The organism is Rhodococcoides fascians A44A, assembly GCF_000760735.1.
Classification (GTDB): Bacteria; Actinomycetota; Actinomycetes; order Mycobacteriales; family Mycobacteriaceae; genus Rhodococcoides; species Rhodococcoides fascians_E.
In genome coordinates this window covers 129529-141626 of the sequence record NZ_JMEX01000004.1, presented here as the reverse complement: position 1 = coordinate 141626, position 12098 = coordinate 129529, and the positions used below count along the sequence as shown (strand labels likewise).

Genomic DNA, 12098 nt, shown 5'->3' with positions numbered 1-12098 from the left:
TCGCCGATGGCGGAGAACGACTTCAAGGTTCGTAGGGTCACCACCTCGCGGGCAGGCGGGGTGTCGGCGCCGCCGTACGACAGCTTCAACCTCGGCGACCACGTCGGCGACGAACCGTCGGCCGTGGCCGCCAACCGCGAGCGGCTCGGTAGTGAGCTCGGCATGGGCGCTGGTCGACTGGTGTGGATGGAACAGGTCCACGGTCGGACCGTCACTGTTGTCGACGGTCCGACCCCCGAGCCCGTTCCGGTCACCGACGCGTTGGTCACGACCAGCCGTGATCTAGCACTCGTCGTCCTCACCGCGGACTGCGTGCCGGTCCTGCTCTCCGACGACGAGGCCGGTGTGATCGCGGCTGTACACGCCGGAAGGGTCGGAGCGCGCATCGGCATCGTTCCCCGTGTGGTCGAGGCGATGGTGGCGCTCGGAGCCGACACACGTCGAATCGGTGCCTTCCTCGGTCCGGCCGCGAGCGGGCGTCAGTACGAGGTGCCCGCGCACATGCAGGCCGATGTGGAGAAGCACCTTCCCGGTAGCGCCACGACCACCGTCAGAAAGACGCCCGGCCTCGACATCCGCGACGGAATCAGACGGCAACTTCACGGACTCGGCGTGACGTCGATCGCCGTCGATCCTCGGTGCACCATCGAAGACCGAACCCTGTTCAGCCATCGGCGCGGGTCGCCGACGGGACGATCGGCAAGCGTGATCTGGATGGACACCTCGGCCGGCCGCACCGACGGTCCTGCTTGACTGTCGATATGACGACGACCAGAGAATCCGAGATCTCGGAGGCATTTCGCTCGGTGAAGGCTCGGCTTGCCGCCGCGTGTGCCGCCGCCGGCCGTTCGGTGGACGACGTGATGTTGCTTCCGGTCACCAAATTCTTCCCGGCGTCGGACATCGAGATTCTGCACGGTCTCGGATGCCGCGACTTCGGCGAGTCACGCGAGCAGGACGCGTCGGCGAAGGTCGACGAATTGGCCGGAGCGTTCGGTACCGAACCGGCCCGGTGGCACATGATCGGGCATCTGCAACGTAACAAGGCCAAATCCGTCGCGAGATGGGCCACGTCGATCCACTCGGTCGACAGTGATCGCTTGGTGTCCGCTCTCGGCAAGGCGGTGGACGCAGCGCAGTCCGACGGGGCCAGGTCCACTCCGCTCGAGGTCCTGATTCAGGTGAGTCTGGACGGAGACGTCCATCGCGGTGGAGTCGAGCGAGAGCATCTACTCGAGCTGGCCGATCAGGTGGCCGACACCGACGGGCTCACCCTGTCCGGAGTGATGGCCGTTCCGCCGTTGGACTCGGATCCGGATCACGCATTCGCCGATCTGTCGGCCGTACACCAGCAGTTGCTCGAGCAGCACCCGGATGCAGTCGAGCTGTCCGCGGGGATGACGGGCGATCTGGAGGCTGCTGTTCTACACGGATCGACGTGCGTGCGTGTCGGTACCGCAATACTCGGCCCTCGGCCGATAACCTCGCCAGTACAGTCCACGGATCACATCAGTCACACCTGACACTTGCGAACCTGGAGACCGGCAACGAAGTACCCGGCACGGAAGGCTGCATCAATGAGTACCCTGCACAAGTTCAAGGCGTACTTCGGCATGGTTCCTCTTGCGGACTACGAAGACGACTACCTCGACGAGCCGGAATCGCGGCACTCCGTCCGCGGCCGCGATCCCTACGCGGACGACGACCGGGAGTTCGCGAAGCCGTCGTTCTCCTCGCGGCGCTCGTCCCGTGCCGAGATCGAGGACCTCGAGGACGACTACGACGAGTACGAGGCACCTCGCTCCGCGCCGACACTTGCCCCCATCGGCGGTCGCTCGTCGCGGTCGGCCGGGGCCGGACGAGGCGTGTCCACTCGCGGCAACCTCGCGGTGGACACCCGTATGGACGCGCAGGAGCGCAGCCTGCGCAGTGAGCCGATGACGCGCGCGGAGACCCGCCGTAGCCCGGTGGCGGACGACGGCAGCGCGTTGTCGAAGATCACCACCCTGCGTCCCCGCGATTACAGCGAAGCTAGGACGATCGGCGAGCGTTTCCGTGACGGAACTCCGGTCATCATGGATCTCGTCGAGATGAGCAATGCCGACGCCAAGCGTCTGGTCGATTTCGCCGCAGGGCTCGCCTTCGCCCTTCGCGGCTCGTTCGACAAGGTCGCAACAAAAGTATTTCTTCTCTCGCCGGCAGATATCGACGTGTCCCCCCAGGAACGGCGTCGCATCGCCGAGACGGGCTTCTACAGTCAGCAATGACAATCGACAGCACTGGTGCGTTCCTTCGGCTCGATCGATTCGAACAGGTCTCTGACCTGCTCGCTTTGATCGAGCCGACCTTTTCGGGCAGAGTATGACCTGTGGCCTTGTTCGCGGTGATCTACTTCATACTGTTCATTTTCTGGCTTCTTCTCATCGGCCGCATCATCGTCGAATTCATCAGGACGTTCGCCAGGGATTGGCGGCCGTCGGGAATCGTCGTTGTCTTGCTCGAGGCGATATTCACCGTGACCGATCCACCGGTCAAGCTGCTGAGAAGAGTGATTCCCCCCGTGAATCTCGGGGGAGTTCGACTGGACTTGTCGATCATGGTGTTGTTGTTCGGCGTTTTCATCCTGATGTCCGTCGTGCGGAGTCTGGGATCGTGAACTGATCGAACTTTGATGAAAGACATCGGGGACAGGCGCGACCTGCGCAACCGATGTGACAGAATGGACGCCAGTTACAGTTTGATTGTTCCGGCAAGTGCGGAATGGGATATAACTGAATGCTTGCTCTACCGCCTCAAGACGCGTGAAGGGATCCTTCCATGCCGCTGACTCCAGCTGATGTGCACAATGTCGCTTTCAGCAAGCCGCCTATCGGTAAGCGCGGTTACAACGAAGACGAGGTGGATGCTTTCCTCGATCTCGTCGAGCAAGAGCTGTCGCGACTGATCGAGGAAAATGCAGACCTGCGCCAGCGCGTGGGCGAGCTCGATCAGGAACTGTCGGATGCCAAGTCGGCTCGTCAGTCCGGTCCGGCTCAGCCCGCTCCGGTTCAGCAGAAGGCTCCGGAGCCTCAGCGCCCCGTCGAGCCACCCAAGCCTGCCCCGGTGGTGGCGCCTGCTCCCGTGGCTGCGGCTGCGCCGGCGCAGGGCGGCGACTCCAATATGCAGGCCGCGAAGATTCTCGGACTCGCGCAGGAGATGGCCGACAGGCTCACCAGCGACGCCAAGACCGAGTCCGAGCAGCTGCTGGGGAACGCTCGCACCAATGCAGAGCGTCTCGTCACCGACGCACGGACCCGCTCCGAGGCAATGGTCACCGACGCACGTCAGAAGTCGGAATCGCTGTTGTCCGACGCTCAGACGAGGTCCGAGACACAGCTTCGTCAGGCCAAGGAGAAGGCCGATGCTCTTCAGGCGGACGCCGAGCGCAAGCACACCGAGATCATGGCGACGATCAACGAGCAGCGTTCGGTGCTCGAGGGTCGTATCGAGCAGCTCAAGACGTTCGAGCGCGAGTACCGTGTCCGTCTCAAGTCCTACCTGGAATCCCAGCTCGAAGAGCTCGAGAACCGTTCCTCGGCTCTGCCGGTGGACAACGGGTCGGACAGCTTCAACCAGAACGAGCAGTCGTCGGGCTACAGCCAGTCGTATGTCAAGGGCAACAACTGACGCATTCTCGCCCAGCCTGTTCGGCATGGCTGCGGACGTGAAACCCGCCCGGCGTGAGCCGGCTCGTGCGGAACGAGGCGCACAGTGCTCGTCTTGACGCTGTGCGCAGCGGGTGTCGGGTTCGCGCTGCTTGTCATCGCCCTGACGACCGGATCGGTCGTCTGGGCGTACGGGTGCATCGGTGTCTGCATCGTCGGCGCGATTCTGTTGCTAACAGGCGCGCTGACCGGCCGCAGGTCGCCACCCGAGAAGTAGTCGCCACCCGAGAATCGATTGTGTGGACGTTTCGGTTACCCTCGAGGTGTCCGAAGTCGTCATCCCGAACATCGAGAACAGAACAACGACTGTCGAGAACAACGACTGTCGAGAAGAACGCGATGATCCGGTCATCCCCGGGGAGCATTCGGAAGAACGGCCGAATCGACCGTCGAGGTCGGGTCGGCTCAGTAGAACCGAACGGGTAAGCCCGTCACAGCAGTGCGAGAGGCTTCGTCGACGAGGGATCGCTTTCCGGCGTCGATGAAGCAAGCGGGGTGGTACCGCGGTAGTCGACGTCCCACACGTCGATCGTCGTCCCCGTGCCGAGGAAACTATCGCCGTCGCAGAAGCGACGGCGTCGGCACGGCAGGAGCGTCCGTCATGAGTACCGAAGATTCGAAGAGCGGCGATGTCGCGAGGACCGACGGTGACAAGTACCCGTTGGTCGACATGGTTGGTCCGAAAGCCGCGGGTGTGTCGTTTCCAGACCTCGAGCGCAGAGTGCTCGATTTCTGGGCCGAGGACGGAACGTTCCGTGCCAGCGTCGACCGTCGCGAGGGTGCGGACGAGTTCGTCTTCTACGACGGCCCGCCGTTCGCCAACGGTCTTCCCCATTACGGTCACCTGCTGACCGGGTACGTCAAAGACCTCGTTCCGCGCTTTCAGACGATGCGCGGTAAGAAGGTGGAGCGTCGGTTCGGGTGGGACTGCCACGGGTTGCCCGCGGAGCTCGAAGCCGAGAAGCAGTTGGGGATCAAGGACAAATCCGAGATCGACGAGATGGGTCTCGCCAAGTTCAACGATTACTGCAGGCAGTCGGTTCTGCGGTACACGGACGAGTGGCGCGACTACGTCACCCGTCAAGCCCGCTGGGTGGATTTCGACAACGACTACAAGACGCTCGACGTCGACTTCATGGAATCGGTCATGTGGGCGTTCAAGGAGTTGTACGACAAGGGCCTGATCTATCAGGGTTATCGAGTCCTTCCGTATTCCTGGTACGAACAGACCCCGTTGTCCAACCAGGAAACTCGGCTCGACGACGCCTACAAGATGCGTCAGGACCCGGCGGTCACCGTCACGATGCCGCTGACGGCACCCGCGTCGCCTCTCGACGGTGCAGGTGCACTGATCTGGACGACGACGCCCTGGACTCTGCCGTCGAACCTGGCGATCGCAGTGCATCCCGATGTTCGCTATGTGCAGGTCCGCGGAACCGACGGCGAACGCTACGTGTTGGCCGCGGAACGTCTCGCGCACTACGCCCGCGAACTCGGCGACGAGCCCGAGGTGTTGTCCGAGCACACCGGCGCGGAACTCGTCGGCCTCACTTACACTCCGCCGTTCGATTTCTTTCTGGGACACGCCAATTCGCATCGTGTTCTGCAGGCGGACTACGTCACCACCGACTCGGGTACCGGAATCGTGCACCTCGCACCGGCATTCGGTGAAGAGGACATGGACGTCGCGACGGCGAACGGCATCGAGGTCGTTCAGCCGCTCGACCCCGGTGGCAAGTTCACGGCACTTGTGCCGCCGTATCAGGGCCTGATGGTGTTCGACGCCAACCCCGTCATCATCAAGGATCTGAAGGCGTCCGGTCGGTTGCTGCGTCACGAGACCATCGAGCACTCCTACCCGCACAGTTGGCGCAGCGGGCAGCCGCTGATCTACATGGCGGTCCCGTCGTGGTTCGTGGCGGTGACGAAGTTCCGCGATCGCATGGTGGAGCTCAACCAAGAGATCACCTGGGTGCCCGAGCACATCAAGGACGGGCAGTTCGGCAAGTGGCTCGAAGGCGCACGCGATTGGAACATCAGTCGAAACCGATACTGGGGCAGCCCGATCCCGGTGTGGACGTCCGACGATCCCGAGTACCCACGTATCGACGTGTACGGCAGCCTCGACGAGCTCGAGCGTGACTTCGGCGTGCGTCCGAACGATCTCCACCGTCCGTACATCGACGATCTGACGCGTCCCAACCCGGACGATCCGACGGGCAAGTCCACGATGCGACGGGTTCCCGAGGTCCTGGACTGCTGGTTCGAGTCCGGGTCGATGCCGTACGCGCAGGTGCATTTCCCGTTCGAGAATGCAGAGTGGTTTTCCGGGGCGAGCGGAACGACGGGGGATGCCACAGCACACAACCCGGGCGATTTCATCGTCGAGTACAACGGCCAGACTCGTGGCTGGTTCTACACGTTGCACGTGCTCGCGACCGCGTTGTTCGATCGTCCTGCGTTCAAGACCGTTGCGGCGCACGGCATCGTGCTGGGCGACGACGGTCTCAAGATGAGCAAGTCCAAGGGCAACTACCCGGACGTCAAGGAGGTGTTCGACCGAGACGGCAGCGATGCGATGCGCTGGTTCCTGATGTCGTCGCCGATCCTGCGCGGTGGCAACCTGATCGTCACCGAGCAAGGCATCCGTGAGGGCGTCCGCCAGGCGTTGCTGCCGATCTGGAATGCGTGGAGTTTCCTGCAGTTGTACGCAGGCAAGCCGGGTACGTGGCGAACGGATTCGCCGAACGTGCTGGACAGGTACGTTCTGGCCAAGCTGGCGGCGACGCGGGACGCGATCACCGAAGCGCTCGAGGTCCACGACATCGCAGGGGCGTGCGACGAGCTGCGTACGTTCTGCGACGCGCTCACCAACTGGTATGTGCGACGGTCACGTTCGCGGTTCTGGAGCGAGGACTCCGACGCGATCGACACGTTGCACACGGTGCTCGAGGTCGTGACGCGACTTGCTGCGCCGCTGTTGCCGTTGGTCAGCGAAGTGGTGTGGCGCGGTGTGACCGGTGGACGGTCGGTCCACCTCGCGGACTGGCCGGCGACAGCAGACTTGCCTGCCGATCCGGAGTTGGTCGAGTCGATGGACGAGGTGCGTTCGGTGTGCGGCGCGGTACTCGGACTTCGGAAGGCCCAGAACCTTCGGGTGCGGTTGCCGCTCCCCGAGGTGACCGTCGCCGCCGAGGACGCGGAACGACTGCGTCCGTACGCCGACATCATCGCCGACGAGGTCAACGTCAAGAAGGTCGACCTCACCGACGATGTTGCCGTGCACGGCAAATTCGAACTGGTCGTCAACGCGCGTGCGGCAGGTCCTCGGATCGGCAAGGACGTCCAGAAGGTCATCAAGGCGGTCAAAGCAGGGGAGTGGAGCGAGGATGCATCGGGCACGGTCAGTGCCGCAGGCATCGAACTGCTCCCGACGGAGTACACCCGCAAGCTGGTTGCGGCCGAACCGGACTCCACTGCCGCTCTGCCGGGCAACGCCGGTCTGGTCGTGCTCGATTCCAAGGTGACCGCGGAGCTGGAGGCCGAGGGGTGGGCGAAAGACCGAATCCGTGAGCTCCAGGAGGCCCGCCGAACACTGGGCCTCGAGGTGTCCGATCGGATCGACATCGTCATCGAGGTTCCGGCCGAACGCCGCGAATGGCTCGACACGCACCGCTCGTTGATCGCCGGCGAGGTTCTGGCCCTGAGCTTGGTCGACGGTGATCCGGGCGACGACGCCGTCGAACTCGGGGAAGGTACCCGCGTATCGGTCACCCGTTCGCGATGACCCGCGACGCGGTGATGGAAGGCGCCGTCCGTGAGCTGCTGTCGCACGCGCACGACGGCGTCCTTCCGATCGTCACGGTCGGTGATCCGGTGCTGCGCACAGCGGCAGCCGCGTTGACCGATCAGCTCGAGCCGCGCACGCTCGAACACCTCGTCGAGGTCATGCGGGCCACGATGCACGACGCGCCCGGTGTCGGTCTCGCTGCGCCGCAGATCGGCGTCCCGCTGCGAATCGCGGTGATCGAGGACATGTACCCGGTGTCCGAGGAGGTCGCGACGCAGCGGGAGCGCACGCCGTTGCCGTTCCGAGTGATCGTCAACCCGCGCTACGACGACGTCGGGTCGGCTCGGCGAAGCTTCTACGAGGGATGCCTGAGCATGCCCGGCTACCAGGCGGTCGTCCCTCGGGCGGCGTCGGTGCGGCTTCGGTGCACCGACCTGCACGGCGCCGTGGTCGACGAGGAGTTCGTTGGATGGCCCGCGCGGATCGTGGCGCACGAGACCGATCACCTCGACGGGACGGTGTACATCGACAGAGCGGTGACGCGGTCGCTGTCCGCGAACGACGTGTACGCGGATCTGTGGGCCGATCCGACGCCCGAGCACGCGGCTGCAGCGCTCGGCTTCGACCTCGGTACCGGCCGAGGCGACGCGTCGTGACATGGCCTTCGACCGTCGTGTCGGCATCCCATGAGGCACGGACTGTGATGTCTGCGTTCCGGAGTATCTTTCGGTCGTGACCGACGCTCGCAGTAGGCGATGGGTGCTGCATCTCGACATGGACGCGTTCTTCGCGTCGGTCGAGCAGCTCACCCGGCCCACCTTGCGCGGACGCCCCGTTCTGGTCGGCGGAGCAGGCGGTCGCGGTGTCGTCGCCGGCTGCAGCTACGAGGCGCGTGTCTTCGGCGCGCGCTCCGCCATGCCGATGCATCAGGCTCGCAGATTGGTGGGCGGCGGCGCGATCGTGCTGCCGCCGCGCGGCGCGCTGTACCAGAGCGTCAGTCGGACGGTGTTCGACGGTCTGCGCACGAGGATGCCTGTTCTCGAGCAGCTGTCGATGGACGAGGCGTTCGGCGAGCCAGTCGAACTCGTCGGCGCCACCGCGGCCGAGGTGGCGGAGTTCTGCGAGATGCTGCGGGCACTCGTCATGGAACGGACGGGCCTCGTGGCGTCGTTGGGCGCCGGTTCCGGTAAACAGATCGCGAAGATCGCGTCCGGTCTGGCGAAGCCGGACGGCGTGACTGTGGTCGCGCCGGCCGAACAAAGTGCTCTCATGGCTGCGTTGCCGGTGCGGAAGTTGTGGGGAATCGGGCCGGTCGCCGACGAGAAACTTCGAAAGCTCGGCATCGACACGATCGGTAAGTTCGTCGCGACGCCGGAGTCGGAAGTGGCGTCGATCCTCGGTGCGACGGTGGGTCCGGGGCTGCACAGGCTGGCGCGTGGGATCGACGATCGAGCCGTCGCCGAGCGCGCCGAAGCGAAGCAGGTCAGCGCCGAGACGACGTTCGCACACGATCTGGTGACCTTGGCGCAGTTGAGGTCTGCGGTGGAACGGAGCGCGGAAGCCGCGCACCGACGCCTGGTGAAGGACGGGCGCGGCGCACGCACGGTGGTGCTGAAGCTGCGGAAATCGGACATGAGCATCGTGACTCGGTCGGCGACGTTGCCGTACGCGACCGTGGACAAGCAGACCATCGTCGCGACGGCACAGCGTCAGGTGCTGGACCCGGTGGAACTCGGTCCGATCCGGCTGGTCGGTGTCGGCCTCGCCGGGCTGTCCACCGTGCAGCAAGGGTCGCTGTTTCCCGAACTCGATCACGAACCGGAGGACACGTCCACGTCGCCCACGACCACGGGCGAAATTGTGCCTTCGGTAAGAGAACCGCAGCAGAGGTGGCATCCGGGCATGGACGTGAGGCATCCTGAACACGGACACGGATGGGTGCAAGGGGCAGGCCACTCCGTGGTGACGGTTCGGTTCGAGACACGGTCCACCGGACCGGGTCGAGCCCGTACTTTCGCAGAGGGGGACGAGCAGCTCGTTGTGGCGGATCCACTGGACAGTTTGAAATGACAGTGACTCGTCCTGAAATGACGCTCTCGGCTACCGGCGAGTAGCGACGCTTCTTTCCGCCCGAGGCCTCCAATGGCATAGTGGAACAGCCGAGACCGGCCTCTATGTCCGGTTCACGTGAACGACTGAGCAGTACAACCGAAGGGATAAGCACTTGAAGCTCCGTAACACCCGAAAGGCCGTAGTCGCCGGCGTGGCGATCGCTGCTGCGCTGACGATGACCGCATGTAGCTCGGACGACGGTGGCGACACGACGACCACGACGTCGGCAGCTTCCACGACGTCCTCGGCGTCGGCGGCACCGGAGGCATCGGGCGATTACCCACCTGTGCCCACGGCTGAAGAGCTCAACGCCGAACTCGCTCGCGGTCTCGACCCGGCTGTCCCGGTCGAGGAGAAGGCGGCCCTCATCCAGGGCGCCGAGGAAGATCCGGGCCTCATCGAGCAGGTCGCGGCCGCTGCTGTGCAGAACGGCGCCACCGTCGAGATCACCAGTGTCGACGACCTCGGCGACGGCACCCTGAACACGGGCGCGACCTTGACCATCAACGGTCAGGCGAACCCGGGCAACTTCATCTTCGTTGCCGAGGACGGCGCATGGAAGCTGTCCAAGGAGAACGCATGTGGTCTCGTCCAGCTGGCGCAGCTGACCTCGCCTGCGTGCGCATAGTCACCTAGGTTTTCGCGGTACCTCGAAGCCGGTGCCGTACTCCTCGTTCGGAGTGCGGCACCGGCTTTCGTGTGCCTTCGTCTCGGTCAGGACCCGAGGTCACCACGAATACGCTCGGCTGCTGCATCGGCGAGTGCGGTGAACGATGCCGCGTCGACGCCTTCCTGACTGGTGACGGACAGCTGGAACACGGTGTGGTCGACTACTGCGATCACTACGTCGGACACCAGCGTGAACCCTTCGCTGGTGGTCGCGAGCCGAAACGACGTCGACGCGTCACCCACCGGGGACTGGTCCCGAGCCGACAGCGAGAAGTCGACGTCGATCCCGTCGGCGTCCGTGCCCGTGTACTCGGCGCAGCCGACGAGCGTGTCCTGCACGGTGCGGAACGCCTCTCCAGCGCCTCCGGCACCGTCCTCGCCGCCTGCGTAACTGGCGGCGTCTTCGTCGATGGACGAGAAATTCGGTCCCGAGTACCGGACGTCCGCCACCGCCGATGCGCCCGCCGACTGCGTCCCCACAGCCGCGAGAACGTCGGCGCACTCCTGCGGCTCGGTGCCGGACCGATCAGGCGAGTCGTACTCCGGAGCCGGGTCCAGCCCGAGATCACGCACCGGATCCGGAACCACCGCATACCCGTCGGGAAGGTCGCTGGTCGTCAGCATGCGGGATTGCAGATCTACGGAGTCGGTGACGACGGACCCGGAGAGAACGTCAGGGGCGTCGACGACCGTGACCGGAGCAGCCGGGGAAGTGTCGGTGTCGGCACCGGCGGCACCCGCGTCGTCCGTCCCACCGCAGGCGCCGAGGACCAGAAGAGCCCCCGCGCACACTGCGGCAGTACGTACCGATCCAGCTGCGGACCTCACTCCGACGCCCATTCCAGGGTGTCACTGATGTCCTGACGCAGAACCGTCGTGCCGTCGGTGTCGCTGTATTGCTGACTGCCACCGACGGTCACCTCTCCCGATACCGGAAGCGGTTTCGTCAGGTCGATGCGCAGAGTTCCGGTGCCGGACATCGTGTAGTTGTCGATCGCGAGTTGGCCGGCGTCGTCGGGCAGTTCCAGGGTCGTGGATTCCGGCGTCTGATCGATTCGCAGGTCGATCGTCAGCACGTCACCCTCCCGCGCGCGCAGAGTTGCGGTGGTCGTCTGATTGAGCGTCAGACCGCTGATGACTTGCTGTTGAGCCGTCCAGACCGCGCCGATTCCCAGATCTTCCTCGGGAAAGGAAATCGACCGGTACACCGCTTGGTTCAACGCTTGTTCTATTGCCGCACGTGCTGCGTCCTGTGCCGCGTCCGCAGGCGTGATGGACAGCGCGGTGACGGCCCCGCCGTCGGTCACGGTCAACCCGGCGCCGGAACCGTCGGCCGCGGCGAGCTGGTCCGTCAGACGCTGATCCGCCGACGTCGCGACCCCGATCGTGAGATCGACCTCGTCACCGCTGGCCCCCGACGCACGTGCCGTCAGCGGGACCGTCAGATTCGGCGTCGAGAAGTCCTGTACTGCCTGGTCGTCGATCTGCTGGGTGACGGTCGACCGCGTCGTCAACCGTACCGACTGTTCGCCGGAGATGTTTCGCGTCACCGCGGTCCTGGGCTCGGCGCCCGGGTCGACGAGGGTGGTCGTCACCGGAGTCACCGGCAGCGACACACTCGACGTCGTGGCGGAGGTGTCCGTCTCCGACGATGCCTCGTCGTCGGACGACCCGCACCCCGCCAGCAGTGTGGTGGCGGCGACGGCCACAGCGAGAACTCGGATACGTCGAATCGGGTTTCGGGAAGGCGAGATCACGGGACCAGGCTACGGACACGCTCCGGCCACTTCACCGGACACCGTCGGCGAAGCCGTGCGCGTGCG

Annotated in this window: 12 protein-coding genes; 10 read left to right on the top strand and 2 right to left on the bottom strand. The window is 64.8% G+C overall.

Annotated features, from left to right (window positions below; genetic code table 11):
• The first annotated feature begins 6 nt into the window (after positions 1-6).
• From pgeF to BH95_RS01590, 10 genes are all read left to right on the top strand, one after another.
• A complete protein-coding gene (gene pgeF, locus BH95_RS01635; protein WP_020111979.1) occupies positions 7-753 on the top strand; it encodes a peptidoglycan editing factor PgeF in 747 nt (248 codons plus the stop codon).
• A gap of 8 nt (positions 754-761) precedes the next feature.
• The gene (locus tag BH95_RS01630) at positions 762-1523 is read left to right on the top strand and encodes a YggS family pyridoxal phosphate-dependent enzyme (RefSeq protein WP_037180759.1); all 762 of its coding nucleotides are present in this window, start codon (positions 762-764) and stop codon (positions 1521-1523) included.
• A gap of 54 nt (positions 1524-1577) precedes the next feature.
• On the top strand, positions 1578-2267 hold the full coding sequence (locus BH95_RS01625; protein WP_037160310.1) for a cell division protein SepF: 690 nt from the start codon (positions 1578-1580) through the stop codon (positions 2265-2267).
• A gap of 101 nt (positions 2268-2368) precedes the next feature.
• Positions 2369-2656: a YggT family protein gene (locus BH95_RS01620; RefSeq protein WP_019665915.1), complete on the top strand. Its 288-nt coding sequence runs from the start codon at positions 2369-2371 to the stop codon at positions 2654-2656.
• Positions 2657-2817: 161 nt separating this feature from the next.
• Positions 2818-3666, top strand: a complete 849-nt coding sequence (wag31, locus tag BH95_RS01615; protein WP_037180757.1) for a DivIVA-like cell division protein Wag31 — start codon at positions 2818-2820, stop codon at positions 3664-3666.
• A gap of 84 nt (positions 3667-3750) precedes the next feature.
• On the top strand, positions 3751-3921 hold the full coding sequence (locus tag BH95_RS28980) for a hypothetical protein (RefSeq protein WP_037180754.1): 171 nt from the start codon (positions 3751-3753) through the stop codon (positions 3919-3921).
• 384 nt (positions 3922-4305) lie between these two features.
• Positions 4306-7491 carry an isoleucine--tRNA ligase gene (gene ileS / locus BH95_RS01605; RefSeq protein ID WP_037180752.1) on the top strand — a complete coding sequence of 1062 codons (3186 nt, stop codon included), beginning with the start codon at positions 4306-4308 and terminating at the stop codon, positions 7489-7491.
• Positions 7488-8150, top strand: a complete 663-nt coding sequence (locus tag BH95_RS01600) for a peptide deformylase (RefSeq protein ID WP_037180750.1) — start codon at positions 7488-7490, stop codon at positions 8148-8150. The genes ileS and BH95_RS01600 overlap by 4 nt, the downstream gene beginning before the upstream one ends.
• A 118-nt stretch (positions 8151-8268) precedes the next feature.
• Positions 8269-9564, top strand: a complete 1296-nt coding sequence (locus BH95_RS01595) for a DNA polymerase IV (protein ID WP_441347090.1) — start codon at positions 8269-8271, stop codon at positions 9562-9564.
• Between the two features lie 154 nt (positions 9565-9718).
• A complete protein-coding gene (locus tag BH95_RS01590; RefSeq protein ID WP_019665908.1) occupies positions 9719-10234 on the top strand; it encodes a hypothetical protein in 516 nt (171 codons plus the stop codon).
• A gap of 86 nt (positions 10235-10320) precedes the next feature.
• On the opposite strand, the gene BH95_RS01585 is transcribed toward BH95_RS01590, so the two are convergent.
• Both BH95_RS01585 and BH95_RS01580 read right to left on the bottom strand, forming a co-directional pair.
• Positions 10321-11103 (bottom strand): hypothetical protein, encoded by a 783-nt coding sequence (locus BH95_RS01585; RefSeq protein WP_244164765.1) that lies wholly within the window; start codon positions 11101-11103, stop codon positions 10321-10323.
• On the bottom strand, positions 11100-11984 hold the full coding sequence (locus tag BH95_RS01580; protein WP_037141918.1) for a hypothetical protein: 885 nt from the start codon (positions 11982-11984) through the stop codon (positions 11100-11102). Before BH95_RS01580 ends, BH95_RS01585 begins: the two co-directional genes overlap by 4 nt.
• Positions 11985-12098: the final 114 nt, after the last annotated feature.

What these genes read in the sequence shown, in the direction of transcription:
- BH95_RS01600 (WP_037180750.1), top strand. Translation starts at nt 7,488, where the DNA reads ATGACCCGCGACGCGGTGATGGAAGGCGCCGTCCGTGAGCTGCTGTCG.
- BH95_RS01625 (WP_037160310.1), top strand. Translation starts at nt 1,578, where the DNA reads ATGAGTACCCTGCACAAGTTCAAGGCGTACTTCGGCATGGTTCCTCTT.
- pgeF (WP_020111979.1), top strand. Translation starts at nt 7, where the DNA reads ATGGCGGAGAACGACTTCAAGGTTCGTAGGGTCACCACCTCGCGGGCA.
- wag31 (WP_037180757.1), top strand. Translation starts at nt 2,818, where the DNA reads ATGCCGCTGACTCCAGCTGATGTGCACAATGTCGCTTTCAGCAAGCCG.
- BH95_RS01595 (WP_441347090.1), top strand. Translation starts at nt 8,269, where the DNA reads ATGGACGCGTTCTTCGCGTCGGTCGAGCAGCTCACCCGGCCCACCTTG.
- ileS (WP_037180752.1), top strand. Translation starts at nt 4,306, where the DNA reads ATGAGTACCGAAGATTCGAAGAGCGGCGATGTCGCGAGGACCGACGGT.
- BH95_RS01630 (WP_037180759.1), top strand. Translation starts at nt 762, where the DNA reads ATGACGACGACCAGAGAATCCGAGATCTCGGAGGCATTTCGCTCGGTG.